Origin of the sequence: Rhodanobacter sp. DHB23, from assembly GCF_014842975.1 — a bacterium.
In the GTDB taxonomy this organism is placed as follows: Bacteria; Pseudomonadota; Gammaproteobacteria; order Xanthomonadales; family Rhodanobacteraceae; genus Rhodanobacter_A.
Genome location: NZ_JACYXK010000017.1, coordinates 1 through 26,011, shown reverse-complemented (window position 1 = coordinate 26,011; position 26,011 = coordinate 1). Strand labels below are relative to the sequence as shown.

The following is a 26,011-nucleotide window of genomic DNA, read 5'->3' as shown; positions in this document are numbered from 1 at the left end:
GAAAGAGCCGGATTATAGCCGTGCGGAACCGTTCCGACGGTTCCGCAAAACAGGCGCCGCTTCCGATGTGCCGGGTTATGCGCTACGCGTGAAGCGACTATTTGCCCGAGCAATACTGCTGGTATTGCGCATTGGCGGTATCGACCTGCTGCTTGCGCTGCGCGTCGTCCAGCACGGCAGGCTTGCCGCCCTGCTGCATCACCACCGGGCCGCTGCCCTGCAGGGCGGCGAGGTTGGACTTCAGCGTGGCACACAGCTTGGCGCGGTTGTCGGGCGTATCGGCCATCGGCGCCGCGGGCGCGGGAGCAGGGCTGTCGGCCGGAGCGGGCGTGTTGTTGTCGGTGGCCGGCTGCTCGGCCGGCGCGTCGCCGTTGGCGGATTCCACCCCGCCGGCCAGCTTCACCTGCTGGTACTTGGTGCCTTGCGCCGGCGCCGACTGCGAGTAGTGCACCGTGCCCGACGCATCGGTCCACTTGTAGATTTGCTGGGCGGTGGCCAGCGGGGCGAGCAGCAGCAGCGCCACGGCGATCAGCGAACGGGACATGGAGTTCTCCGGTGGACCGGGGCTCCCCGCCCCGTCAGGTGCATTAGTAGAACTCCCGCGCCGCCAGGACTCAAGCGGGCGATGGCGGGGAGCCTGCTCGCTGCCTTCCCGGCGCGGGCCATGCGAAGGCATCGAACAGGCTCTAAACTGCGTGCAACCTGTCACGGATAGCTCCATGAGCGACTCGCTGCCCGCCCGCCAGCCCCGGCACCGCGGCATCTACCTGCTGCCGAACCTGTTCACCACCGGGGCGATGTTCGCCGGCTTCTACGCGATCCTGGCGAGCATCGGCGGCCATTACGCCGACGCGGCGGTGGCGGTGTTCGTCGCCGCGCTGCTGGACGGGTTGGACGGCCGCGTGGCGCGGCTCACCGGCACGCAGAGCGAGTTCGGCGTGCAGTACGACTCGCTGTCGGACCTGGTGAGCTTCGGCCTGGCGCCGGCGCTGGTGATGTACACGTGGTCGCTGTCCACCCTGCGCGACTTCGGCCCGCTGTGGGGCAAGCTGGGCTGGGCCACCGCCTTCATCTACGCCGCCTGCGCCGCATTGCGGCTGGCGCGTTTCAACACCCAGGCGGGCGTGGCGGACAAGCGCTATTTCCAGGGCCTGGCCAGTCCGGCGGCGGCGGCGGTGTGCATGTCCTTCGTGTGGACGATGGACAAGTTCGGCATACCGGGCGCCGAGCTGTGCTTCATCACGCCGGGGATCGCCGCGGTCACCGGCCTGCTGATGGTCAGCCGCATCCGCTATTTCAGCTTCAAGTCGCTGCCGCTGGGCGACCGCCAGCACGTGCCGTTCGGCTGGATCGTGGCGGCGCTGCTGATCCTGGTGCTGCTGTACCTCGATCCCCCGCGCGTGTTGTTCGTCGGCTTCAGCATCTACCTGTTGTCCGGCCCGGCGATGACGCTGTGGGGCCTGGCCGCGCACCGCCGGCGCGCACGGCGCGGGGGCGCCTGATGTCCGCCGTCGCGCACCGCGGGCGCGTGCTGCGCGCGCTGGGGCTGGAGCCCTGGCAGCGCCGGCAGCCAGTCGATGGTGAGGCGCCGGCCGTGGCGGACGAGGCACCGCCGATGGCCGTCGCCGGCGCCGAGTGCGTAGTGCTGCTGCCGGCGGCCTGCGAGGCGCGCGAACTGGACCTGCTGGGCCGTGCCCTGACCAGTGGCGGCGCGGCATTGGCGCGCGCCGCGCGCGTGCGGGTGCAGCCCGGGGCGGCGGAGGTCGACGTGCCGCAGGCCCGGGCCTACCTGGCCTGCGGCGAGGCACAGGCGCACGCGCTGGGCCGCAGCCTGCCGATGCAGGTGACGTCGCAAGCGCAGATCGTGCTGGTGGACGAGCCGGCACGGCTGCTGGGCGACGCCGCGGCCAAGCGGCGCTTGTGGATCGCGTTGCGCACCCTGCGCCGCGGTCTTGCGACGGGGCAGTAGGCGCGCGATGGTCGCGGTGGCCAGGCCGGCCAGCCACATGCGCCTGATGCGCATGGACGACCTCGATGCGGTCGCGGCGGTGGAGCAGGCCTCCTACGATTTCCCGTGGACGCGCGGCATCTTCGCCGACTGCCTCAGGGCGGGGCACCCGTGCTGGGTGCTGTGCATCGACGAGGAGGTGGCCGGCTACGGTGTCCTCTCGGTGGGCGCGGGCGAGGCGCACGTGCTCAATATCTGCATCGCTCCCGTGCACCGGGGGCTTGGCCTGGGGCGCCACCTGCTGGGGCGGTTGCTGGACGTGTCGCGCTGGAGCGGTGCGCAGCGCGTGTTCCTGGAGGTGCGGCCCTCGAATCCGTTGGCCAAGGCGCTGTACGAATCGGTGGGCTTTCGCGAGATCGGCCGCAGGCCGCGCTACTACCCCGCGAAGGATGGGCGGGAGGATGCGATCGTGATGGAGTTGCCCGATATGGCCGGATCGCGCACCTAGGCCGCGTCGCGGCAGGAGCGCACCCTGTGCGCGAATGCTCTTGGCTCCGAACGGGCGTCAGAGCCATCGCGCACAGGGCGCGCTCCTGCGCGCGGTGGATTCAGCCGGCCAGCTTCTCCGCCTGCTCGCGCATCGCCGCGAGCTGGGTGTTCCAGTCCACGATGCGCTGGCGCTCCTGCGCCACCACTTCCGCTGGCGCGTTGGCGACGAAGTTCGCGTTGCCTAGCTTGCCTTCGCACTTCCTGATCTCGCCTTCGACGCGGGCGATCTCCTTGGCGAGGCGGGCCTTTTCCGCGCCCAGGTCGATCAGGCCGGCCAGCGGGATCAGCACGCGCAGCGAGCCGACCACGGCGGCGGCGGCGGCGGGTTCATCCGCGTCGGGCGCTATCCAGGCGGGAGATTCGGTGCGGGCGAGGAAGGCGATCTGCGCGGCGAACTTCGCGGCGCGCGCGCGATCCGCGGCCTCGCCGCCGGCGAGCAGCAGCGGGATGGTCTTGCCCGGCGCGATGTTCATCTCAGAGCGGATCCTGCGGACGCCCGAGAGCACCGCCTTGAACCACTCGATCTCGGCGGTGGCCGCGTCGTCGGCCGTGAAGTCCGACGCCTGCGGATACGCGCATTGCAGAATGCTCTTCGTTGAAGAGTCCGGCAGGGATGCCGGTTTGTTCTTTGCGCTCATGGAGGAGCGCACAAGTGCATGCGAAACTTCTTGATAGATCTCCTCGGTGATGAAGGGGATCACTGGATGCAGCGCGCGCAGCACCGCTTCCAGCACCACCAGCAGGGTGTGGCGGGTGGAGGCGGCGGCTTCGGCGTCATCGCCATTCAATGCGGGCTTCGACAGTTCGAGGAACCAGTCGCAGTACTCGTTCCACACGAACTCGTAGAGCGCCTGCGCCAAGTGGTCGAAGCGGTACGAGGCGAAGTGCTGCTCCGCTTCCGCCAGCGTCTGCCCGAGGCGCGTCAGGATCCAGCGTTCGGCCTCGGTGGCCGGTGCCAAGCCCCTCTCCCCCCGGGAGAGGGGTTGGGGTGAGGGTTCGGCCGTGCCGGGAGCTCGCGCTCCGCCCGAACCCTCTCCCGGCGCATCCGCGCCACCCTCTCCCGCAGGGAGAGGGGAGACGTTCATCAGCACGAAGCGCGCGGCGTTCCACAGCTTGTTGCAGAACGCCTTGTAGCCTTCGGCGCGCTTGATGTCGAAGTTGATGGTGCGGCTGTAGCTGGCCAGCGCGGCGAAGGTGAAGCGCAGCGCATCGGTGCCGATCGCCTTGATGCCTTCGGGGTATTCCTTGCGGATGCGCTTCTCCACCTTCTCGCGCACCTGCGGGATCAGCAGCGACCGGGTGGATTTCTCCACCAGCGGTTCCAGCGCGATGCCGTCGATCAGGTCCAGCGGGTCCAGCGTGTTGCCCTTGGACTTGGACATCTTCTGGCCTTCGGCGTCGCGCACGATGGCGTTGATGTACACCTCGCGGAACGGCACCTGGCCGGTGAAGTACCTGGTCGCCATCACCATGCGCGCGACCCAGAAGAAGATGATGTCGAAGCCGGTGACCAGCACTGCGCTGGGCAGGAAGATCTTGTCGGCCTGCCAGTCGGCGACGACTTCGCCGCGCTCGTTCTTGACCGGGCCATCGGCCGGCCAGCCCAGCGTGGAGAACGGCCACAGCGCGGAGGAGAACCAGGTGTCGAGCACGTCCTCGTCCTGCTTCAGTGCGCCCACCGGTGGAACGGCGGCATGTGCGCGCGCGTCGGCCTCGTCCTCGCCCACGAAGATGTTGCCGGCCTCGTCGTACCACGCCGGGATGCGGTGGCCCCACCAGAGCTGGCGGCTGATGCACCAGTCCTGGATGTTGTCCAGCCATTGCGTGTAGGTGGTGGTCCAGTTCTCGGGCACGAACCTGATCTCGCCGGAACGCACGGCGTCCAGCGCGGGTTCGGTGATCGCCTTGCGGCCGCCCGGACGGCCGTCCGCCTGGACGTCCGAGGTGAGGTCGACGAACCACTGGTCGGTGAGCATGGGCTCGATCACCGCGTCCGAGCGTTGGCTCACCGGCACCTGCAGCTTGTGCGCCCTGGTCTCGACCAGCAGGCCGGCGGCTTCCAGGTCGGCCAGCACGCGCTTGCGGGCGTCGTAGCGGTCGAGGCCGCGGTAGGCCTCCGGCGCGTTGTCGTTGACCTTGGCGTCCAGCGTGAAGATGGTGATCGGCGCCAGCTTGTGGCGCTGGCCGATGGCGTAGTCGTTGAAGTCGTGCGCCGGGGTGATCTTCACGCAGCCGGTGCCGAATTCGCGGTCCACGTAGTCGTCGGCGATCACCGGGATCTGGCGGTTCGACAGCGGCAGCGTGAGCGTCCTGCCGACGAGGTGCGCGTAGCGCTCGTCCTCCGGATGCACGGCCACGGCGACGTCGCCCAGCATGGTTTCCGGACGGGTGGTGGCGACGACGATGCTTTCGTCGCTGCCGGTGACCGGATAGCGGATCGACCACATGTGGCCGTCACGCTCCACATTGTTCACTTCGAGGTCGGAGACGGCGGTGCCCAGCGCCGGGTCCCAGTTCACCAGGCGGTTGCCGCGGTAGATCAGCCCGGCGCGATACCACTCCACGAACACCTTGCGCACCGCGGCGGACAGGCCCTCGTCCATGGTGAAGCGCTCGCGCGACCAGTCGGCGGCGGCGCCGATGCGGCGCATCTGGTGGGTGATGGTGGAGCCGGATTCCTCCTTCCACTGCCACACGCGCTCCACGAACGGCTCGCGGCCGAGGTCGTGGCGCGTCTTGCCCTGCGCGGCGAGCTGGTTTTCCACGATCTTCTGCGTGGCGATGCCGGCATGGTCGGTGCCCACCTGCCACAGCACGTTCATGCCGCGCATGCGCTGGTGGCGCACCAGCATGTCCATCACGGTCTGCTGGAACGCGTGGCCCATGTGCAGCGTGCCGGTGACGTTGGGCGGCGGCAGCAGGATGCAGTAGGGCTCGCCCGGGCCGCCCGGCTTGAACGCGCCGCTGGCTTCCCAGCGGGCGTACCACGTCGACTCGATCTGGGCGGGTTCGAAGCTCTTTTCCATGGGGACTCGCGTTGGCACGCACCGGCCGGGTGCGAAATCTGGCGTCAAAGCCATGAATTGTACGGGGCGGGGGCAGGGCTGACAAAACGCCGATGCCGCCGGCAACCCAGCCGCCAGGCGGCCATGGCTCAGGGTTCGACCAGCTCGCCGCCCCAGTCGGCGGGATCCACATCGGCCACCGTCTGCGTGAACGTCCACAGGTGGCCGCCGATGTCCATGGCCGAATACTGGCGTTCGCCAAAGGGCCAGCTGGCCGGCTCGCGGACGATGCGCGCCCCCGCGGCGACGGCATGCGCATGATGTGCGTCGGCATCTTCCACCCGCACCATCACGGATTGCCGCGGCGGCCGTTCGTCGCTTTCCGGGCCGGCATCGCTGGCCACCATCGCGCCGTCACCGTAGACAAGCTGGATGCGATGGTCGCCGATGCGCAGCTTGGTACGGAGCCCGAAAGCCCGGCACAGCCAGTCGGCGGCCTCGTGCACGTCGGCATAGCCGAGCACGGGGATGATGGTGGCGTTGGGGACGGATCGGTTGGTACGCATGAGTGGACCTCGATGCGGGGTGGCGACTTCAGCCAGGTGCCGTGGCGACGCTTCCTCCGGGGATCATTCCAGCTTTCGCGCGATGACGTAAGTGGCGATGGCACAGGCGCTGGCGACGTTCATCGAGGAATTACCGCCGCGCATCGGGATGTGCACGGTGGCGTCCGAGGCGTCCAGCAGCGACTGGCAGACGCCGGCGCTCTCGTTGCCGAGGACCAGGCAGATGCGCTCGCCGGGCGCGATGGCGAGCTTGGCGAGGTCGATGCTGGTCGAACTGATTTCCAGGCTGACGATGCGGTAGCCGGCCTGCTTCAGCGCGGCCACGACCGGCAGCGGATCGTCGGCCTGCTCGAACGGCACGCGTTGCTCGGTGGTGCGCGCGGCCTTGCGTGCCTTCGGGTGCGCCGGCGTGCAGGAGCCGCCGGTCAGGAAGATCTTCTCGATGCCCAGCGCGTCGGCGAGACGGAACAGGCCGCCCACGTTCGCGGGTCGCCGCACGTCGTGCGCCAGCAGGCAGAGTGCGTGCTTCGCGGGCGCGGGCTGGTGCGTGCGGTGGCCGAGCTGCGTGTTCGACATGCCTGGAGGCGGCTGGTGGGGTTGTGTAGGAGCGCACCCTGTGCGCGATTGCTTTTCGCTCTGATCGAAGCGCCAGAGCCATCGCGCACAGGGTGCGCTCCTACGGAGGCGCAATCAGGCGTGGCGGTGCCGGTTGATGTCGTCGCGCAGCGCCTGCGCGGCGGCGCGCGCGGCCTGCGCGAAGTCCTCGCCGTTGCCGGCGTAGAGGATGGCGCGCGAGGAGGAGATCATCAGGCCGTCGCCGCCGGCGGTGAGGCCGTGCCTGAGCACGGCTTCCAGGTCGCCGCCCTGCGCGCCGATGCCGGGCACCAGCAGGGGCATGTCGCCCACCACGCCGCGTACCCGGCCCAGTTCCTCCGGCCAGGTGGCGCCGGTGACCAGGGCGCAGTTGCCGTTGGCGTTCCAGTCGCGGGCGATGGTTTCGGCCACGCGCAGGTAGAGCGGGGCGCCGCCGCAGTCCAGCGCCTGGAAGTCGGCGCCGCCGGGGTTGGAGGTGCGGCAGAGCAGGATCACGCCCTTGTCGGCGCGGTCGAGGAAGGGCGCGATGGAGTCGCGGCCCAGGTAGGGGTTCAGCGTCACCGCGTCCGCGCGGTAGCGCTCGAACGCCTCGCTGGCGTAGTGCTGCGCGGTGCTGCCGATGTCGCCGCGCTTGGCGTCGAGGATCACCGGCACGCCGGGGTGCTTGTCGTGGATGTGCGCGATCAGGCGCTCCAGCGCTTCCTCGGCGCGCAGCGCGGCGAAGTGCGCGATCTGCGGCTTGTAGGTGCAGACGAGGTCGGCGGTGGCGTCGACGATGGCGCGGCAGAACTCGAAGACCGCGTCAGGATGGCCCTTCAGGTGCGCGGGGAATTTCGCGGGTTCCGGGTCGAGGCCGACGCAGACCAGCGACTGGTTGCGGTTCCATGCGTTTTGCAGGGATTGCATGAAGTGCATCACAGGCTCCGTTCCAGGTGTTTCCCTGCTCCCGCCGGGAGAAGGTGCCCCGCAGGGGCGGATGAGGGTGCGGGCGGAGCGGGGCGATGGAGCTTTCCGGTCGAGTCGGTGGTGCGCTCCGCCCGGACCCTCACTCCAACCCTTCTCCCTCCAGAACCTGATCAGCGTAGAGTCCCAGCGGTGAGCCGATTTGCTCCACCCCCTGCTTGCAGGGGGAGGTTGGGAGGGGGTGAAACCTTGCGAAAGACGCTCATGGATGGCTTTCGCAAGCGCTTGACCCCACCCCAGCCCTCCCCTGCACGCAGGGGAGGGAGACAGAACATGGCACGACTGAGACTCGACGCCAATCAGGCCGACAGCAGAGGGGCTTGAAGCCTGCTCAGGCCAGTTTCTTGTACTTCACGCGGTGCGGTTTGGCGGCCTCGTCGCCCATGCGGCGCTTCTTGTCCGCCTCGTACTCGTTGTAGTTGCCGGGGAAGAACTCGACGTGCGAGTCGCCTTCGAACGCGATGATGTGCGTGGCGATGCGGTCGAGGAACCAGCGGTCATGCGAGATCACGATCGCCGCGCCGGGGAATTCCAGCAGCGCGTCTTCCAGCGCGCGCAGGGTTTCCACGTCGAGATCGTTGGACGGTTCGTCGAGCAGCAGCACGTTGCCGCCCTGCAGCAGGGTCTTGGCCATGTGCAGGCGGCCGCGTTCGCCGCCGGACAGGCTGCCGACGATCTTCTGCTGGTCGGTGCCCTTGAAGTTGAAGCGGCCGATGTAGGCGCGCGACTGGATCTCGAAGTTGCCGATGGTGAGGATGTCCGAGCCGCCGGAGACTTCCTGCCACACGTTGTTCTTCGGGTCGAGCGCGTCGCGCGACTGGTCGACGTAGGCCAGCTTGGTGGTGTGGCCCAGCTTCACCTCGCCCGAGTCCGGCGTTTCCTTGCCCATGATCATCTTCATCAGGGTGGATTTGCCGGCGCCGTTCGGGCCGATCACGCCGATGATCGCGCCCGGCGGCACCTTGAACGACAGGTCCTCGATCAGCACGCGGTCGCCGAACGACTTGGTGACGTTTTTGAACTCGATCACTTCCTGGCCCAGGCGCTCGCCCGGCGGGATGAAGATCTCGTTGGTCTCGTTGCGGCGCTGGTAGTCGACCGAGTTCAGCTCCTCGAAGCGGGCCAGGCGCGCCTTGCCCTTGGACTGGCGGCCCTTGGCGGCCGAACGCACCCACTCCAGCTCCTTCTCGATCGCCTTCTGGCGCGACTTCTCCTGGTTGGCTTCCTGCTTCAGGCGCGCGTCCTTCTGCTCCAGCCACTCGGTGTAGTTGCCCTTCCACGGGATGCCGCGGCCGCGGTCGAGTTCGAGGATCCACTCGGCGGCGTTGTCGAGGAAGTAGCGGTCATGCGTGACCGCCACCACGGTGCCGGGGTAGTCGTGCAGGAACTGCTCCAGCCAGTCGACGGATTCGGCGTCGAGATGGTTGGTGGGTTCGTCCAGCAGCAGCATGTCGGGCTTGGACAGCAGCAGGCGGCACAGCGCCACGCGGCGCTTCTCGCCACCGGACAGCGGGCCGACCTTGGCGTCCCACGCCGGCAGGCGCAGCGCGTCGGCGGCCACTTCGAGCTGGCGCTCCAGCGCGTGAGCGTCGTTCGCGGCGAGGATGCCTTCCAGCTGTTCCTGTTCCTTGGCGAGCGCGTCGAAGTCGGCACCTTCCTCGGCATAGGCGGCGTAGACCTCTTCCAGCCGCTTCTGTGCGTCGAGGATCACCGACACGCCTTCCTCGACCACTTCGCGCACGGTCTTTTCCGGGTTCAGGTCCGGCTCCTGCGCCAGGTAGCCGACCTTGGTGCCGGGCTGCGCACGCGCCTCGCCCTGGAAGTCGGTATCCACGCCGGCCATGATCTTCAGCACGGTGGACTTGCCCGCGCCATTGACGCCGAGCAGGCCGATCTTCGCGCCGGGGAAGAACGACAGCGAGATGTCCTTGATGATCTGGCGCTTCGGCGGGACGATCTTGCTGACCCCGTTCATGGTGTAGATGTATTGCATGGGTGCTCCTCAGGGCAGCCCGCAGGCCGTGATGGCGGGCTGGGTGGGCAAGGGGAAACAAAAGACCCCCAATTATCGCCGATAGCCTCTTTCCCCGCCATCGCGGGCTGGCAAAATGCCGGCTTCACGCTTTGCTCGTCATTCCTGCGCAGGCAGGAATCCGGTGTCCTTGCACTCACGATCCGCCGGCGCTGGATCCCGGCCTCCGCCGGGATGACGAGCAAAGCCAGGTAACTGGACCATTTCACGTCAATCCCGGATCCCATGCCGATGCCCGCCGCCTGGTCGCTGCCCCTGCTCATCCTCGTCTCCTTCGCCGCCGGCGTGCAGAATGCGCTGGCGGGCGGCGGCTCGTTCATGACGTTCCCGGCGCTGCTGTTCGCCGGCCTCGATCCGCGCATGGCGAACATCGCCTCGACCATCGCGCTGTTCCCGGGGCAGGTGACCACCGGGCTGGCGGGTCGCAGGCAGGTCTCGGGCGCCGAGGGCCTGTCGTTCCGCACGCTGTTCTGGATCAGCCTGGCCGGCGGTGCGGCGGGCGCGGTGCTGCTGCTGGTGACGCCGGTCAGCGTGTTCACCCGGCTGGTGCCGTTCCTGGTGCTGTTCGCCACCGTGGTATTCACCTGGGGCAGCTTTTTCCGCAAGCCGCGCAAGGAGGGCGAGCCGCCGGCGCTGGGTCACAAGGCGGCGCTGGCGGCCCAGGTCGGCATCGCCATCTACGGCGGCTACTTCGGCGCCGGCATCGGCATCCTGATGCTGGCGGCGCTGACCGCGGCGGGACTGGGCGTGCGCGTGGCCGCCGCCACCAAGAACGTGCTGGCGGCAGTGATGAACGCGGCGGCGGTGGTGATCTTCATGGCGCAGGCGCATGTACTGCCGTGGCTGCTGATCGCCTGCGTGGCGGTGCCGGCCATCGTCGGCGGCCAGATCGGCGCCTACCTGCTGCGCCGGGTCAACGAGAAGGTGCTGCGCGTGGTCGTGGTGTGCATCGGCGTGGCGCTGACCGTGGGGCTGTTCGTCAGGCAGTAAACCGCGTCCGGACGGCCATACGCAGCCTGTCGCGCCGGCTGCGCTATCATGGGCGGCCATTTCCCATCCCCGCATTCACGAGGTTCGAATGTTCCCGAAGGACTGCACGATCGCCGGTTACGACCCCGAACTGGCCCAAGCCATCGCCGACGAAGGCCGCCGCCAGGAAGACCACGTCGAGCTGATCGCCTCCGAGAACTACGCCAGCCCGCGGGTGATGGAGGCGCAGGGCTCCAAGCTCACCAACAAGTACGCCGAAGGCTATCCGGGCAAGCGCTATTACGGCGGTTGCGAGTACGTGGACGTGGCCGAGAAGCTGGCCATCGAGCGCGTGAAACAGCTGTTCGGCGCCGACTACGCCAACGTGCAGCCGCACTCCGGCTCGCAGGCCAACCAGGCGGTGTACTTCGCACTGCTGCAGCCGGGCGACACCATCCTCGGCATGTCGCTGGCGCACGGCGGCCACCTCACCCATGGTGCCAAGGTCAACCTCAGCGGCAAGATCCTCAACGCCGTGCAGTACGGCGTGGACGCCAACGGCATCGTCGACATGGACGAAGTCGAGCGCCTCGCCGTCGAACACAAGCCGAAGATGATCGTGGCCGGCTTCAGTGCCTACTCGCAGGTGATGGACTGGGCACGCTTCCGCGCCATCGCCGACAAGGTCGGCGCCTACCTGTTCGTGGACATGGCCCACGTCGCCGGCCTGATCGCCGCGGGCGTGTACCCCAGCCCGCTGCCGCATGCGCACGTGGTCACCTCCACCACCCACAAGACCCTGCGTGGCCCGCGCGGCGGCATCATCGTCGCCAGCAAGCAGGGCATGGGCGAGGCGGCCGAGGAGATCGAGAAGAAGCTGCAGTCCATCGTCTTCCCCGGCATCCAGGGCGGCCCGCTGATGCACGTGATCGCGGCCAAGGCGGTGGCGTTCAAGGAAGCGCTGGAGCCGGCCTTCAAGGACTACCAGGCACAGGTGGTGAAGAACGCCAAGGCGATGGCGAAGACCATCATCGAGCGCGGCTACAAGATCGTCTCCGGCGGCACCGAGAACCACCTGATGCTGATCGACATGATCGGCAAGGGCGTCACCGGCAAGGATGCGGAGGCCGCGCTGGGCAAGGCGCACATCACGGTCAACAAGAACGCCGTGCCGAACGACCCGCAGAAGCCCTTCGTCACCTCCGGCCTGCGCGTGGGCACGCCCGCGGTCACCACCCGCGGCTACCAGGAAGCCGACTGCGTGGACCTGGCCAACTGGATCTGCGACGTGCTCGACGCGCCGAACGACGAGGCGGTGATCGCTGCCGTGCGCGGCAAGGTCGAGGCGCAGTGCAGGAAGTACCCGGTGTATGGTTGAGAGGCCGGGATTCGGGAGACGGGATTCGGGATTCGAAAGAGCCCGGGTCTCGCGAGCTTCCTGCTTTTCCGAATCCCGTATCCCCAATCCCGAATCCCGTCGCTGAATGCATTGCCCCTTCTGCCAGCACGAAGACACCCGCGTGATCGATTCGCGGCTCACCGAGGACGGCGCCACCGTGCGCCGTCGCCGCGAGTGTCCGCAGTGCGGCGAGCGCTTCAACACCTTCGAGACGGCGGAGCTCAAGCTGCCGGCGATCGTGAAGAGCGGCGAGCGGCGCGAGGCCTTCGATGAGCGCAAGCTCAGGGTGAGCTTCGAGCGCGCGCTGCAGAAGCGCCCGGTGGCCAGCCACGACGTGGACAGCGCGGTGCGCGAGATCGTCAACGACCTGCGCCGCAGCGGCGAGCGCGAGGTGCCATCGCGCCAGCTCGGCGAACTGGTGATGCGCGAGCTGAAGAAGCTCGACCAGGTGGCCTACGTGCGCTTCGCCTCGGTCTACCGCAAGTTCGAGGACGTGCAGGCCTTCCTCGAGGAGATCGCGCGGCTGGAACACGACCTGCCCGAGCTGGAGAAGCTGCAGTTGTCGCTGCTGGCCAGCGAGCGCTCCGAGCCGCGCCGCCCCCGCAAGGGCTGAGCCGCATGCTTGTCTCCCTCTTCCCTCCGGGGAGAGGGTTGGGGTGAGGGGCCAATCTGGCCTCGACGCATGTTCGAAGCACGCTCCGATGCAGCATTATCGCCAGCCTCGTCCCCTCACCTCAGTCCTCTCCCCGGAGGGGAGAGGAAGACAAGCATGAGCTTCACCGCCACCGACCACCAGCACATGGCGCATGCATTGCGCCTCGCCGAACGCGGCCTGTGCACCACGCAACCCAACCCGCGCGTGGGCTGCGTGATCGCGCACGGCGACGAAGCGGTCGGCAGCGGCTGGCACCAGCGGGCGGGCGAACCGCACGCCGAGGTGCATGCGCTGCGCGAAGCCGGCGAACGCGCACGCGGCGCCACCGCCTACGTGACGCTGGAGCCCTGCGCGCACCACGGCCGCACGCCTCCCTGCGCTGATGCCCTGGTCGCCGCCGGCGTGGCGCGCGTGGTGGTCGCCGCGGAAGACCCATTTCCGCAGGTGGCCGGCCGCGGCCTCGAAAAGCTGCGCGCCGCCGGCATCACCGTGGATACCGGCCTGCTGCGCGACGAGGCGCGCGAACTCAACATCGGTTTCTTCAGCCGCATCGAACGCGGCCGACCTTTCGTGCGGCTGAAGCTGGCGATGAGCCTGGATGGCCGCACTGCGCTGGCCGGCGGCGAGTCGAAGTGGATCACCGGCGAAGCCGCCCGCGCCGACGTGCAGCGCTGGCGTGCGCGCAGCAGCGCCATCCTCACCGGCAGCGGCACCGTGCTGGCCGATGACCCGCGCCTCACCGTGCGGTTGAACGACAGCTTTTCCCTCTTCCCTGCGGAGAGGGTGCCGGGTGAGGAGTGGGAACCCGCGACGCCCCCCCACGTGCCACCCTTGCGCGTGATCCTCGACCGCCACCTGCGCACCCCTGCCGGCAGCCACGTCCTGGATGATTCGGCCCCCACGCTGTTGCTGCACGGCCCGGAAGCGACCTGCACGGGCGACCGCTTCGCCGGCGTCCGGCTCGCCACGGTGGCGGAGCGGGACGGCATGCTCGACCTGCACGCCGTGCTGGCCCTGCTGGCCAAGCGCGACTGCAACGAGGTGCATGTCGAGGCCGGCCCGACCTTGTGCGGCGCCCTGTTCGCGGCGGGCCTGGCCGACGAGCTCCTGCTCTATGTCGCACCCATCCTGCTGGGCGACACCGCGCGCCCGCTGCTGGTGCTGCCGCCGCTCGCCGACATGGCCGCGCGCTGGAAGCTGCGACTGGTCGACCAGCGCATGCTGGGGTCGGACATGCGCCTGCGGTTTCGCCCGGAACGTTGAGGGGTGGCCGCGTGCACGCAGCGTTCCGCCGGCGTGCCAGGGCGGCCAGGGCGGCCAGGGCGGTGATGCTAGAATGCGCCGGCCGGTTCGCCGGCATTGCACGACGTCTTCAGGGCGGGGCGGAATTCCCCACCGGCGGTAGGCCTTCCGAGGCGAGCCCGCGAGCGCCTTCGCCACCCGGCGAAGGGTCAGCAGATCCGGTCGAATGCCGGAGCCGACGGTCAGGCCAACCCGTTCGCCGGGGTGGTCCACAGTCCGGATAAAGAGAAGACGGTTCGACGCGCGGCTTGCCGTGCGGCGGCCTCATGCCTTGAGGCGTTCTCGCTGTCACCACACGGAGAACGTTTCATGATTCGATCCATCGCAAGCACGACGGCCGCCTTCGCCAGGAAGGTGCGCTGATGTTCACCGGCATCATCCAGACCGTGGGCCGCATCGCGCGGCTGGAACCGCGCGGCGGCGACCTGCGCCTGCACGTCGATACCGCCGACCTCGACCTCGACGACGTGCAGTTGGGCGATTCCATCGCCGTCTCCGGCGTGTGCCTGACGGCGGTGGCGCTGGAAGCGCGCGGCTTTGCCGCCGACGTCTCCAACGAAACGCTGTCGCTCACCACGCTGGGCGGGCTCAAGGCTGGCGATCCGGTGAACCTGGAGAAGGCGCTGCGCCTTGCCGACCGCCTGGGCGGCCATCTGGTTTCCGGCCACGTCGATGGCCTGGGCAAGGTGGCGGCGGTGACACCCGATGGCCGCTCGCAGCGCTGGACCTTCGAGGTGCCGGCCAGCCTGGCGCGCTACATCGCCGCGAAGGGCTCGGTGTGCATCGACGGCACCAGCCTCACCGTCAACGAGGTGGGCGGCAACCGCTTTGGCGTCAACCTGATCCCGCACACCGTCGAGCGCACCACCTTCCACGCGAAGCGCGCGGGCGACGCGGTGAACATCGAGGTGGACGTGATCGCGCGCTACGTCGAGCGGCTGATCAGCGGCGACGCGCCGAAACTCGACGAGGCCTTCCTCAAGCAGCACGGCTTCGCTTGACGCAATAACCCCTCTCCCGCCGGGAGAGGGGTTGGGGTGAGGGTTCGGGCGGAGCGCGACGCTTCGCTCCGCCCGAACCCTCATCCGCCCCTTCGGGGCACCTTCTCCCGGCGGGAGAAGGAACACACCACGGATACCCCCATGTCTTTCAACACCATCCCCGAAATCCTCGACGACCTGCGCGCCGGCCGCATGGTGGTGATCCTCGACGACGAGGACCGCGAGAACGAAGGCGACATCGTGATGGCCGCGCAGATGGTGCGGCCCGAGGACGTCAACTTCATGGTGCGCGAGGCGCGCGGCCTGCTGTGCCTCACGCTCACCGAGCAGCGCACGCGTCAGCTCGGCCTGCGCCCCATGGTCAGCGACAACACCTCGCCGTACCACACCAACTTCACCGTCTCGATCGAGGCGGCCGAGGGCGTCACCACCGGCATCTCCGCGCATGACCGCGCGCGCACGATCCAGGTGGCGGTGAAGAGCGATGCGCAGCCGCAGGACCTCTCCCAGCCCGGCCACATCTTCCCGCTCACCGCGCAACCCGGTGGCGTGCTCACTCGTGCCGGCCATACCGAGGCGGGTTGCGATCTCGCGGCACTGGCCGGGTTGGAACCGTCGGCCGTGCTGATCGAGATCCTGCACGAGGACGGCTCGATGGCGCGTCGTCCCGAACTGGAAGTGTTCGCGCAGAAGCACGGCCTGAAGATCGGCACCATCGCCGACCTGATCCGCTATCGGCTGGAAACCGAGAAGACCGTGCAGCGCGTGCACGAGGAAGACGTGGACACCGAGTTCGGCCCGTTCCGGCTCGTGGCGTATCGCGACGCGATCCGCCACGGCCTGCACTACGCCCTGGTGCGCGGTGCGGTGGACGACGGCGCGCCGGTGCTCAGTCGCGTGCATGTACGCAACACCTTGTCCGACGTGCTGCATCTCAAGCGCGACGACCTCGGCCTCACCGTCACCAGCGCGTTGCGTCGCATCGCCGACGAGGGGCGCGGTGTGCTGCTGGTGCTCTCCGGCGAGGACACGCCCGACGCACTGCTGGCCCGTCTCAAGCGCCAGCCCGCCACGCTGGCGCCGGAGGATGCGCAGCAACAGGAGTGGCGCCAGCTCGGCCTCGGCGCGCAGATGCTGGCTGACCTCGGCGTGCACAAGCTGCGCGTGCTGGGCACGCCGCGCAAACTGGTGGGCCTCGCCGGTTTCGACCTCGCTGTGGTCGAGTACGTGTAGGAGCACCCTGTGCGCGAATGCTCTTGGCTCCGATCGAGCACCAGAGCCACCGCGCACAGGGTGCGCTCCTGCGGAATTGCCCGCGGCGTGCCAGTTGCCGGCCATGTCTTGCGCGTCGCCTGCCCGCATAATCCGGGAACCCCTGCCGACCGACCATGACCATGCCCGCGACCCGCGTCCGATTGATCGCCCCTTCCGGCTACCCGCACGACCGCGCGGCGATGTCGCGTGGCGTGGCACGCCTGCGCGAATCTGGCTGCGCGCTGGAAGGCCTCGAAGTATTCGAACGCACCGAATTGCGCTACGCCGGGGGCGATGCCGAACGCGCCGCCGACATCAACGCGTTGGCCGTGCTGGACACGCTGCCCGACATCGCGCTGTCGATCCGCGGTGGCTACGGCGCCACGCGCCTGCTGGAGCATTTGCACTACGACGCGCTGCGCGAACGCTTGGCAGGCACGGGCACCGTACTGGTGGGGCACAGCGATTTCACCGCGATCCAGTTGGCGTTGCATGCGAAAAGCGGCCTGCTCAGCTTCGGCGGCCCCATGCTCGGACCGGACTTCGGCGCGGAGACCCTGAGCGGAGTGACCCTGCCGCATTTCTGGCGCACGGTCCGTTCGGCGCATGGCCATGCCGAGTGGGCCAGCAGCGGCGAGCACGCGCTGGATCTCGCAGGCCCGCTGTGGGGCGGCAATCTCGCCATGCTGTGCAGCCTGTTGGGCACGCCGTATTTCCCGCGCATCGACGGCGGCATCCTGTTCGTGGAGGACGTGGGCGAGCCGCCGTTCCGCATCGAGCGGCTGCTGTACCAGTTGCATCTGTCCGGCGTGCTGGGGCGGCAGCGTGCCCTGATCCTCGGCGACTTCACTGACTGCCGGCCCAGTGCCTACGACAACGGCTACGACCTCGCGGCAGGCTTCGCGCAGATCCGTCGCGTGGCCGGCATTCCGGTGCTGGACGGCCTGCCGTTCGGCCACGCACCGGACAAGTTCACCCTGCCGTTTGGCGTACCGGCACGGTTGCGCGTGGATGGTGGCGCGGCGCGGCTGGATTTCTCCGGCTACCCGCATCTGGCGTAGGAGCGCACCCTGTGCGCGAATGCTTTTGGCTTTGATCCAGCATCAGAGCCATCGCGCACAGGGTGCGCTCCTACCGGGCCGCCGCGAGTGCGAGGTAGCGCCGGTGCAGCGTCGCCACAGCCGCATCCAGCGCCGCCTCGTCGCCACTGTTGTCGATCACGTCATGGGCCAGCGTGAGCCGCTGCTCGCGGTTGGCCTGCTGCGCCAGCATGCGCAGGGCCAAGGCCTCGTCGATGCCGTCGCGGGCTATCAGCCGGGCCAGTTGCAGTTCCACCGGGGCATCGACCAACAGCACGCGGTCGACCCAGCGGTAATGCCCGATGTTCTCGACCAGCAGCGGGATCGCCAGCAGGCAGTACGGCGCCGTGTCGGCCAGCGCCCGTTCGTGCAGCCACTGGCGCACGCGCGGATGGACGATGGCCTCCAGCGTCCGTCGCGCCGCGGGATCGGCGAACACATGGCGGCGCATGGCGGGGCGATCCAGCCGGCCTTCGGCATCCAGCACCCCGTTGCCGAAAGCGGCGACCACGTCGGCCAGCCCTTCGTTGCCGGGCGCGACCACGTCGCGCGCGGCCACGTCGGCGTCGTGCACCGGCACGCCCAAGGCGGCGAAGCGCCGCGTCACCGCGCTCTTGCCGGCGGCGATGCCGCCGGTGAGGGCGATGATGTAATTGCTCATCGCAGGCCCGTGAGCCGCAGGTAGGCGTGCAGCAGGCTGTCGCCGGCCACGAACCACACCCAGCCGGCCATGGCGATGAAGGGGCCGAACGGCATGGGCGCGCCGCTTTCGTGGCGGCGCAGGGCGATCAGGCCGCCGCCCACGATGGCGCCGACCAGCGAGGAGAGCAGCACGATGGGCAGCAGCGCCATCGGTCCCATCCACGCGCCCAGCGCGGCCAGCAGCTTGAAGTCGCCATGGCCCATGCCTTCCTTGCCGGTGAGCAGCTTGAACAGCCAGTACACGCTCCACAGGCTGAGGTAGCCGATGACCGCGCCGACGATGGCGCCGGACGTGGCGACGAACGTGGCCTTCAGCGCCAGCAGCAGGCCCAGCCACAGCAGCGGCAGGGTGAGCTGGTCGGGCAGCAGCTGCGTGCGGAAGTCGATGCCCGAGAGCGCGACCAGCGTCCAGGTCAGCACGAGCCCGGCCAGCGCCGGCCAGGTCGGGCCGAGTTTCCACACCACGATGGCGCTGAGCACGCCGCTCAGCAGTTCCACCAAGGGGTACTGGATCGAGATCCCCGTCTTGCAGTAGCGGCAACGTCCGCCGAGCAGCAGCCAGCCGAACAGCGGGATGTTGTCCGCCGCCGAGAGCGGATGCTTGCAGTGGGGGCAGTGCGAAGGTTCGCGCACGATGCCGGGCGGCAGGGCTTCGTCGGTGGCTTCCAGCTCCAGCACGTCGCGCGCCTCGCGCCGCCATTCGGCGGCCATGCGCTCGGGCAGGCGCAGTATCACCACGTTGAGGAAGCTGCCCACCAGCAGGCCGAGCACGGCGGCAAGGGCGATCCACGCGGGTAGGGGGAAATCGGGCATGCGCGTCGGATGGCGGCTGGGGGCGCTCGAAGCTTACGGTGTCGCATGCAGGAGCGCACCCTGTGCGCGAATGCTCTTGGCTCCGAACGAGCGCCAGAGCCATCGCGCACAGGGTGCGCTCCTACCGCAACAAGAGGATCAGAACGTGCCGGCGAGCTTGAAGATCGGCAGGTACAGCGCCACCACCATGCCGCCCACCACCACGCCCAGGATCACCATGATCATGGGTTCGAGCAGGGTGGAGAGGGTGTCGACCGCGTTCTCGACCTCTTCCTCGTAGAACTCGGCGACCTTGAACAGCATGTTGTCCAGCGCGCCGGATTCCTCGCCGATGGCGGTCATCTGCACCACCATGTTGGGGAACAGGCCGGTCTGCTTCATCGCCAGCTGCAACTGGTGGCCCACCGAGATGTCGTCGCGCATCTGCTTAACGGCATCGCCGTAGACCACGCTGCCGGTGGCGCCGGAGACGGAGTCCAGGGCTTCCACCAGCGGCACGCCGGCGTGGAAGGTGACGCCCAGGGTGCGGGCGAAACGCGCGATGGCCGATTCGCGCATGATCTTGCCGAATACCGGCAACTTCAGCGTGACACGGTCGAGGAAATGGGCGAACTTCACCGAACGGCGCTTGCCCTCAATCAGGCCCACCACGCCGCCGATGACGATGACGATGATCAGCAACCACCAGCTCTTCATGAACTCCGAGGCGCTGACCACGAACTGGGTGGGGGCGGGCAGGGAGGCGCCGGCGTTCTTGAAGGTGTCCGCGAAGACCGGCACCACGAACAGCAGCATGATCATGCTGACGGCAAAAGCCACTGCAACCACCATGATGGGATAGAACAGCGCCTTCTTGATCTTCTTCTTCAGCGCCTCGGTGCGTTCCTTGTAGGTGGCCACGGTGTCCAGCACGGTGTCCAGCACGCCGGAGGCTTCGCCGGCGCGGACCAGGTTGCGGTACAGCTCGTCGAACTGTACCGGGTAGCGGCCCAGCGCCTCGTGCAGCGCCTGGCCGCCCTCGAGGCCCTGCTTCACGTCCATCAGGATGTTCTTGAAGCGGACGTTCTTCTGGCCGTCGGCGATGATGTCGAAGGACTGCACCATCGGCACGCCGGAGGTCATCATGGTGGCGATCTGGCGGCTGAACACCGCGACGTCGCGCGGCGTCACCTTGCTGCCCGCGGCGCCGAACAGCGGCTTGGCGCGCTCCTTCACGGTCTGCGGGTTCATGCCCTGGCGGCGCAATTCGGCCTTCACCAGCGAGGCGTTCTTCGCCGGCATGTCGCCCTTCATGAGCTTGCCGCGCTTGTCCAGCGCCACCCACTCGTAGACGGTGAGCTTGCTGACCGCACTGCGCTCGGCGCCGAGCGCGCGCGTGTCTTTCTTTACGGTTGCGGGTGCCGTAGCCATGCGCTGTTCCCCTGTGGTGCGTTCCGGCAGGCAATCTGGGCCGCGGAACCGTTCCGATACCGTAGCTTACGTCATTTTCCTGCCTTAAAACCGTGGCGTCCGCCGCAGCTTCGCGGTGTGAAGTCCGCGTGGCTGTCCTGTAGGAGCGCACCCTGTGCGCGATGGCTCTTGGCTCTGATCAAGCACCAGGGCCATCGCGCACAGGGTGTGCTCCTACGGGGCGGCAACGTCAATCCTTGGTCACGCGGTCGATCTCGGTGAGGCTGGTAAGGCCCTGCTTAACCTTGAGCATGGCCGAGGCACGCAGGTCGTTGATGCCGGCCGCCCGCGCGACCTCGGCTATCTGCAGCGCATTGCCGCCCTGCAGCACGATCTTCTGGATCTCTTCCAGCATGGGCATCACCTGGTAGATGCCGACGCGGCCCTTGTAGCCGTCGTTGCACTCGTCGCAACCCACGGCTTCGTAGAGGGTGAACCCCTCGTCGATTTCCTTCTGGGTGAAGCCGGCGGCCAGCAGGGCCTGCGGCGGCAGGTGCTGCTCGCGCTTGCAACTGTGCAGGCGGCGCGCCAGGCGCTGGGCGATGATCAGGGTGACCGAGGAGGTGATGTTGTACGGCGCGATGCCCATGTTCATCAGGCGCGAGATGGTCTGCGCCGCGTCGTTGGTGTGCAGGGTGGAGAGCACCATGTGGCCGGTCTGCGCGGCCTTGATCGCGATCTCGGCGGTTTCCAGGTCGCGGATCTCGCCCACCATGATCACGTCCGGGTCCTGGCGCAGGAAGGAGCGCAGCGCGCTGGCGAAGGTCATGCCGCGCTTGGCGTTCTGCTGCACCTGGTTGATGCCCTCGACGCGGATTTCCACCGGGTCCTCGGCCGTGGAGATGTTGCGTTCGGCGGTGTTGAGCATGTTGAGGCCGGTGTACAGCGACACCGTCTTGCCCGAGCCGGTGGGGCCGGTGACCAGCACCATGCCGTAGGGCTTGTGGATGGCGTCGACGAACAGCTTCTGCTGGTCCGGCTCGTAGCCCAGCTTCTCGATGCCGATCTTCGCCGCCGCGCCGTCGAGGATGCGCAGCACGATCTTCTCGCCGAACAGCGTGGGCAGGGTGCTGACGCGGAAGTCCACCGCCCGGCTCTTGCTGAGGTTGAGCTTGATGCGACCGTCCTGCGGTACGCGCTTCTCGGCGATGTCGAGCTGCGCCATCACCTTCAGGCGCGAGGCGATGCGGCTGGACATCTTCAGCGGCGGGCTGGCCACCGCGCGCAGCATGCCGTCCATGCGCAGGCGCACGCGATACTGGGTCTCGAACGGCTCGAAGTGGATGTCCGAGGCGCCGCGGCGGATCGCGTCCACCAGCACCTTGTTGACGAACTTCACCACCGGCGCGTCGTCGTTGGCGTTGGCGTCGATGCCGGTCGAGCCTTCCTCGCCGTCGCCGCCTTCGGTGTCCAGGTCGCCGAAATCCTCGCCACCCATGTCCGGCATCACGTCGTGCATGCTGCTGAGCGCGACGTCGATGGCGCGGTTGAGCTGGGCGCGCTCGACCAGGATCGGCTCCACCATGCAGCCGGAATGGAACTTGATCTCCTCCAGCGCATTCAGCTGCATCGGGTCGGCGATGCCCACGAACAGGCGCTTGCCGCGCTGGAACAGCGGCAGGGCCCGGTGCTTGGTCAGCAAGGCCTCGCTGACCAGGTTGACCGGCAACTGCGCCGGATTCATCACCGTCACGTCCAGCATCGGCATGCCGAACTCCTGCGAAGCCAGCCGCAGCAGGCGCAGGCCATCCACCAGGTTCTGGTCCAGCAGCCACGAGGTCAGCGTGGCCCGCTGCTGGGTGCTTTCCTGCACCGCGCGACGGGCATCCGCTTCCGGCAGCAGCCCTTCGGTCACCAGGCGACGGGCAAGCCCGGTCAGCCCCGCGAGCGGCGTTTGCATTGTCGATGACATGGATGGCGCCCCCTTGGTCTTTCGCTGCGGCCGAATCTACCCCAGTCCACCCCGCAGGTCATCCGTGCGGTCCGCCGCGGTCGTGGCGCGGGCTTCACGTTATGATTCACGGAGACCAGGGGAACACACCGTTGAACCGCCTCAGCATCATCCTTCCCGCCAAGAACGAAGCACCGGCGCTGGCCGAGCTCCTGCCGCGCCTGCGTGCCGCGCAGCCTGCCGCCGAGATCATCGTGGTGGACGACGGTTCCACCGACGACACGCGCCGGGTCTGCGCCGAGGCCGGCGTCGCCTGCCTCTCCTCGCCGTACCCGATGGGCAACGGCGCGGCCATCAAGCGCGGCGCGCGCGCAGCCCGGGGTGACGTGCTGGTATTCATGGATGGCGACGGCCAGCACGACCCGGCCGACGTGGCGCGCCTGCTGGCCAGGCTGGAAGAGGGGTACGACATGGCGGTGGGCGCCCGCGACTGGGGCAGCCAGGCCGGCGTGGGCCGCGGCGTCGCCAACACCCTCTACAACTGGCTGGCCACCCGCATGACCGGGCACCAGGTCGTCGACCTTACTTCCGGTTTCCGGGCCGTGCGCGCGGACAAGTTCCGCGAGTTCCTTTACCTGCTTCCGAACGGCTTCAGCTATCCCACCACCAGCACCATGGCCTTCTTCCGCAGCGCCTACCCGGTGGCCTACGTGCCGATCAAGGCGGCGCAGCGGGTGGGCAAGAGCCATATCAAGCCGATCAAGGACGGCGTGCGCTTCCTGTTGATCATCTTCAAGATCGCAACGCTGTACTCACCGCTCAAGCTCTTCGCACCGGCTAGTGCAGTGTTCTTTCTGAGTGGATGTGCCAACTATGGTTGGACTTTCTTGCACGAAAGCCGACTTACCAATGGCAGCACATTGCTATGGAGCGCCGCGGTGATCGTGTTCTTGATCGGACTGGTATCAGAACAGATCACGGCGCTGATGTATCGCCGAGATGCTTGACTTGCCAAGGCCCCGTATTCTGTTAGTCACTCGCAATCTTCCCCCGCTTGTGGGGGGGATGGAACGGCTCAACTGGCATATGGCAGATGAGCTTTCGCGTCATGCGGATGTTCGAATTGTTGGTCCCGTGGGCTCTGCGGCCATTGCACCGATAGACGTGACGATTGATGAGGTGCCGTTCAAGCCATTATGGAAGTTTCTGATCCATGCACAGTGGCAGGCATGGCGCGTGGCCCGTGTTTGGAGGCCCGATGTGGTTCTGGCTGGTAGTGGTCTCACTGCCTTGGCGGCATGGTTCGTGGCGCGGGCAAGTGGTGCGCGCGCCGCGGTGTACGTACACGGGCTGGATCTTGCCGTACGCCATCCAGTGTATTGCTGCCTGTGGCGGCCAGCTTTGCGCTGCATGGATCGTGTGATTGCCAACAGTCGACCTACTGCAGTGTTGGCACAAGGCATTGGCGTGGAGCCTGAGCGTATCGGCATCGTACATCCAGGTGTTGATCTACCTGTTGCTGCAATTCATAAGCTTATGGTCGCAAATTCTGCTGGAATTTATGGTGCGCAAGAGCTTGATAGAGATGCAGATAGGGCGATTTTTCGACAGAATCATTGCCTTGGTAGTCGCCCCGTGCTGCTCTCTGTTGGTCGCCTGTCTACGCGAAAGGGGCTGCGCGAATTTGTTACTCATGTACTGCCGCTCATTGTTGCTGTTCATCCTGACACCTTGCTGTTGATAGTGGGCGGTGCGCCCGAGGATGCGTTGCATGCACAGGCGCAGACACCACAAAGCATTCGGGCTGCAGCCAAGCAAGTAGATGTGGAAGGAAATCTGCGCTTTCTAGGTACGATTACCGACTACCAAGTACTTGGTTCAATCTACCGTGCTGCAGACGTACACGTGTTTCCCGTGCGTGATATTCCTGGTGATCCGGAAGGATTCGGTATGGTGGCAGTGGAGGCGGCGGCTCATGGTCTGCCTACGGTAGCTTTTGCCACAGGCGGTGTAGTTGATGCAGTCGCCGAGGGCAAATCGGGTTATCTAGTGAACAGTGGCAATTATGCCGCTTTCGCAGAAGCGACTCTCCTCACTTTATCCATGCGCGGAGCCTTGTGTGGGTCATGCATGGCTTTTGCTGAGCAATTTGCGTGGCCGCAATTTGGCGATCATATAAGCGGACAGCTCGCAGGGTTGCGAGGTTGATTCATTTTTAGGGGGTATTTTTATTCAGGCCGGGGCGTGAATTAGTCATAACCCTCATGTGCGCGGAGCTTGTATTAATTTTCTCTAGCAGGCTGTTGAGAAACATCTCGCAGTCGCGACAATGATAGCCCTCATCAATGATCGGGTTGTCACGGTGCGCGGAGCAGATATCCAGCAGTTGGGCATGTTCTCGTATGTATCGGTGGACGAGCGCGTGCCAGGCGATCATCCGATCCGCAAGCTACGCATGCTGGTCGACACGATCCTGAAGGAACTCGACGAACTCCTGGCGTCGCGCTATGCACCGGGTGGCCGCCTCTCGATTCCGCCGGAACGGCTACTGCGGGCCTCGCTGCTGCAGGTGGTCTACAGCGTGCGCAGCGAGCGGCTGCTGATGGAGCAGTTGAACTACAACCTGCTGTTTCGCTGGTTCGTGGGCCTGAATATCGACGACCCGGTGTGGGACCACTCCACGTTCTCGTTCAACCGCGACCGCTTGTTCGACGCCGAGATCGCTCAGCGGTTCTTCGCGCACACGGTCCTACTGGCCCGGCTGGGCGAACTGGTCAGTGACGAGCACTTCTCGGTGGATGGCACGCTGCTGGAAGCCTGGGCCTCGCACCGCAGCTTCCGTCCCAAGGACGGTGCGGACGATGGGGATGGAAGCGACTTCCGTGGTCAGAAGCGCAGCAACGACACGCATGCCTCCACCACTGACCCGGACGCGCGGCTGGCCCGCAAAGGTCAAGGTCAACAGGCACGTCTGGCCTATCTGGCCAATGCCTTGATGGAAAACCGCCACGGCTTGCTGGTGGGCGTGGACGTCCGTCACGCCACGGGCACGGGAGAGCGCGATGGCGCTTTGGCCTTGGTTGATGCGCACCTGCATCGTGGCGCGACGCTGGGTGCCGACAAGGGTTACGACGTGCGCGACTTCGTCGGCCAGCTGAAGCAGCGCGGTATCAAGGCGCACATCGCCCGCAACACCGCCAACGGTCGGCGCAGCGCCATTGACGGGCGCACGGCGCGTGGCAAGGGCTACGCCATCAGCCTGCAGGTGCGCAAACGCATCGAACAGGGCTTTGGCTGGGTCAAGACCGTCGGCGATCTACGCAAGCTGCCCCTGGTCGGTTTGGCGAAGGTCAGCGCCTGGGTGCACTGGAATTTTGCGGCCTACAACCTGATCCGGCTCGGCGGTATTGGTGAGTGGTGGAATCCCTCGCCGACGTGAGGGGACGTGCGTCCAGCGACGACAACGCCATGCCATGGCGGCCGTTTCATGATTCACCGAACCTATTGTGCGATCGCTGGATGGGTGCTTCTCAACAGCCTGCTAGCAGGCTGTTGAGAAACCCCTATCGCCAAGCCGATCGATCGATTTTGTTGATCGAAAACCCCCGGTAATGGCCCCCCCGGACGCACGTTTCCTCAGGTCGGCGAGGGATTCCACCACTCGCCGATACCGCCCAGCCGGATCAGGTTGTAGGCCGCGAAGTTCCAGTGCCCCCATGCGCTGACCTTAGCCATCCCGACCAACGGCAACTTGCGCAAATCACCGACGGTCTTGGCCCAGCCGAAGCACTGCTCGATGCGTTTACGCACCTTCAAACTCATGGCGTAGCCCTTGCCGCG

24 protein-coding genes and 1 riboswitch are annotated in these 26,011 nt (G+C 67.2%); of the genes, 13 read left to right on the top strand and 11 right to left on the bottom strand.

The genetic code is table 11. From position 1 onward, the window contains the following. Positions 1 to 97: 97 nt before the first annotated feature. Positions 98 to 544, bottom strand: coding sequence for a DUF4124 domain-containing protein (locus tag IHE47_RS01715; protein WP_192103597.1), 447 nt, complete (start codon positions 542 to 544; stop codon positions 98 to 100). 175 nt (positions 545 to 719) lie between these two features. Between IHE47_RS01715 and IHE47_RS01710 the strand changes: the two genes are divergently transcribed. The 3 genes from IHE47_RS01710 to rimI are packed head-to-tail and all read left to right on the top strand — an operon-like array spanning position 720 to position 2,456. Then, positions 720 to 1,502 carry a phosphatidylcholine/phosphatidylserine synthase gene (locus IHE47_RS01710; RefSeq protein ID WP_192103595.1) on the top strand — a complete coding sequence of 261 codons (783 nt, stop codon included), beginning with the start codon at positions 720 to 722 and terminating at the stop codon, positions 1,500 to 1,502. Continuing rightward, positions 1,502 to 1,969, top strand: a complete 468-nt coding sequence (locus IHE47_RS01705; protein ID WP_192103593.1) for a hypothetical protein — start codon at positions 1,502 to 1,504, stop codon at positions 1,967 to 1,969. Before IHE47_RS01710 ends, IHE47_RS01705 begins: the two co-directional genes overlap by 1 nt. Positions 1,970 to 1,976: 7 nt before the next feature. Next, on the top strand, positions 1,977 to 2,456 hold the full coding sequence (gene rimI, locus IHE47_RS01700) for a ribosomal protein S18-alanine N-acetyltransferase (RefSeq protein WP_192103591.1): 480 nt from the start codon (positions 1,977 to 1,979) through the stop codon (positions 2,454 to 2,456). Positions 2,457 to 2,556: 100 nt separating this feature from the next. On the opposite strand, the gene IHE47_RS01695 is transcribed toward rimI, so the two are convergent. From IHE47_RS01695 to ettA, 5 genes are all read right to left on the bottom strand, one after another. Next, the gene (locus IHE47_RS01695) at positions 2,557 to 5,523 is read right to left on the bottom strand and encodes a valine--tRNA ligase (RefSeq protein ID WP_192103589.1); all 2,967 of its coding nucleotides are present in this window, start codon (positions 5,521 to 5,523) and stop codon (positions 2,557 to 2,559) included. Positions 5,524 to 5,651: 128 nt separating this feature from the next. Further along, positions 5,652 to 6,068 carry a VOC family protein gene (locus IHE47_RS01690; RefSeq protein ID WP_192103582.1) on the bottom strand — a complete coding sequence of 139 codons (417 nt, stop codon included), beginning with the start codon at positions 6,066 to 6,068 and terminating at the stop codon, positions 5,652 to 5,654. A gap of 63 nt (positions 6,069 to 6,131) precedes the next feature. After that, on the bottom strand, positions 6,132 to 6,644 hold the full coding sequence (locus IHE47_RS01685; RefSeq protein ID WP_192103580.1) for a TrmH family RNA methyltransferase: 513 nt from the start codon (positions 6,642 to 6,644) through the stop codon (positions 6,132 to 6,134). Positions 6,645 to 6,758: 114 nt separating this feature from the next. Continuing rightward, positions 6,759 to 7,577, bottom strand: a complete 819-nt coding sequence (pyrF, locus tag IHE47_RS01680; RefSeq protein ID WP_192103578.1) for an orotidine-5'-phosphate decarboxylase — start codon at positions 7,575 to 7,577, stop codon at positions 6,759 to 6,761. Between the two features lie 379 nt (positions 7,578 to 7,956). Then, positions 7,957 to 9,618: an energy-dependent translational throttle protein EttA gene (gene ettA, locus IHE47_RS01675; protein WP_192103577.1), complete on the bottom strand. Its 1,662-nt coding sequence runs from the start codon at positions 9,616 to 9,618 to the stop codon at positions 7,957 to 7,959. 270 nt (positions 9,619 to 9,888) lie between these two features. Between ettA and IHE47_RS01670 the strand changes: the two genes are divergently transcribed. From IHE47_RS01670 to ldcA, 7 genes are all read left to right on the top strand, one after another. Continuing rightward, positions 9,889 to 10,647 (top strand): sulfite exporter TauE/SafE family protein, encoded by a 759-nt coding sequence (locus IHE47_RS01670; protein WP_192103575.1) that lies wholly within the window; start codon positions 9,889 to 9,891, stop codon positions 10,645 to 10,647. Positions 10,648 to 10,735: 88 nt separating this feature from the next. Further along, entirely contained in the window at positions 10,736 to 12,004 is a 1,269-nt protein-coding gene (glyA, locus tag IHE47_RS01665; RefSeq protein ID WP_192103573.1) for a serine hydroxymethyltransferase, read from the top strand. Positions 12,005 to 12,110: 106 nt separating this feature from the next. Continuing rightward, positions 12,111 to 12,638 (top strand): transcriptional regulator NrdR, encoded by a 528-nt coding sequence (gene nrdR, locus IHE47_RS01660; RefSeq protein ID WP_192103571.1) that lies wholly within the window; start codon positions 12,111 to 12,113, stop codon positions 12,636 to 12,638. Between the two features lie 156 nt (positions 12,639 to 12,794). Then, on the top strand, positions 12,795 to 13,943 hold the full coding sequence (ribD, locus tag IHE47_RS01655) for a bifunctional diaminohydroxyphosphoribosylaminopyrimidine deaminase/5-amino-6-(5-phosphoribosylamino)uracil reductase RibD (RefSeq protein ID WP_225561559.1): 1,149 nt from the start codon (positions 12,795 to 12,797) through the stop codon (positions 13,941 to 13,943). A gap of 101 nt (positions 13,944 to 14,044) precedes the next feature. Next, positions 14,045 to 14,219: riboswitch (FMN riboswitch) on the top strand. Between the two features lie 125 nt (positions 14,220 to 14,344). Beyond that, the gene (locus IHE47_RS01650) at positions 14,345 to 14,983 is read left to right on the top strand and encodes a riboflavin synthase (RefSeq protein WP_192103569.1); all 639 of its coding nucleotides are present in this window, start codon (positions 14,345 to 14,347) and stop codon (positions 14,981 to 14,983) included. A gap of 141 nt (positions 14,984 to 15,124) precedes the next feature. Next, positions 15,125 to 16,216 (top strand): 3,4-dihydroxy-2-butanone-4-phosphate synthase, encoded by a 1,092-nt coding sequence (ribB, locus tag IHE47_RS01645; RefSeq protein ID WP_192103567.1) that lies wholly within the window; start codon positions 15,125 to 15,127, stop codon positions 16,214 to 16,216. A 161-nt stretch (positions 16,217 to 16,377) separates the two neighbouring features. Then, positions 16,378 to 17,298: a muramoyltetrapeptide carboxypeptidase gene (gene ldcA, locus IHE47_RS01640; protein ID WP_192103701.1), complete on the top strand. Its 921-nt coding sequence runs from the start codon at positions 16,378 to 16,380 to the stop codon at positions 17,296 to 17,298. A gap of 70 nt (positions 17,299 to 17,368) precedes the next feature. On the opposite strand, the gene coaE is transcribed toward ldcA, so the two are convergent. From coaE to pilB, 4 genes are all read right to left on the bottom strand, one after another. Then, a complete protein-coding gene (gene coaE / locus IHE47_RS01635) occupies positions 17,369 to 17,977 on the bottom strand; it encodes a dephospho-CoA kinase (RefSeq protein WP_192103565.1) in 609 nt (202 codons plus the stop codon). Then, on the bottom strand, positions 17,974 to 18,831 hold the full coding sequence (locus IHE47_RS01630; protein WP_192103563.1) for an A24 family peptidase: 858 nt from the start codon (positions 18,829 to 18,831) through the stop codon (positions 17,974 to 17,976). Before IHE47_RS01630 ends, coaE begins: the two co-directional genes overlap by 4 nt. A gap of 138 nt (positions 18,832 to 18,969) precedes the next feature. Then, positions 18,970 to 20,241 (bottom strand): type II secretion system F family protein, encoded by a 1,272-nt coding sequence (locus IHE47_RS01625; protein ID WP_192103561.1) that lies wholly within the window; start codon positions 20,239 to 20,241, stop codon positions 18,970 to 18,972. A gap of 229 nt (positions 20,242 to 20,470) precedes the next feature. Next, the gene (gene pilB, locus IHE47_RS01620; RefSeq protein ID WP_192103559.1) at positions 20,471 to 22,192 is read right to left on the bottom strand and encodes a type IV-A pilus assembly ATPase PilB; all 1,722 of its coding nucleotides are present in this window, start codon (positions 22,190 to 22,192) and stop codon (positions 20,471 to 20,473) included. 131 nt (positions 22,193 to 22,323) lie between these two features. Between pilB and IHE47_RS01615 the strand changes: the two genes are divergently transcribed. From IHE47_RS01615 to IHE47_RS01605, 3 genes are all read left to right on the top strand, one after another. Beyond that, on the top strand, positions 22,324 to 23,178 hold the full coding sequence (locus IHE47_RS01615; RefSeq protein ID WP_192103557.1) for a glycosyltransferase family 2 protein: 855 nt from the start codon (positions 22,324 to 22,326) through the stop codon (positions 23,176 to 23,178). Positions 23,179 to 23,236: 58 nt separating this feature from the next. Further along, positions 23,237 to 24,379: a glycosyltransferase family 4 protein gene (locus tag IHE47_RS01610; RefSeq protein WP_255523483.1), complete on the top strand. Its 1,143-nt coding sequence runs from the start codon at positions 23,237 to 23,239 to the stop codon at positions 24,377 to 24,379. Between the two features lie 184 nt (positions 24,380 to 24,563). After that, positions 24,564 to 25,610: an IS5 family transposase gene (locus tag IHE47_RS01605; protein WP_192103699.1), complete on the top strand. Its 1,047-nt coding sequence runs from the start codon at positions 24,564 to 24,566 to the stop codon at positions 25,608 to 25,610. Between the two features lie 197 nt (positions 25,611 to 25,807). Here the strand turns inward: IHE47_RS01605 and IHE47_RS01600 are convergent. Next, the coding region (locus IHE47_RS01600; protein ID WP_192103553.1) for a transposase at positions 25,808 to 26,011 on the bottom strand (204 nt) is incomplete at its 5' end.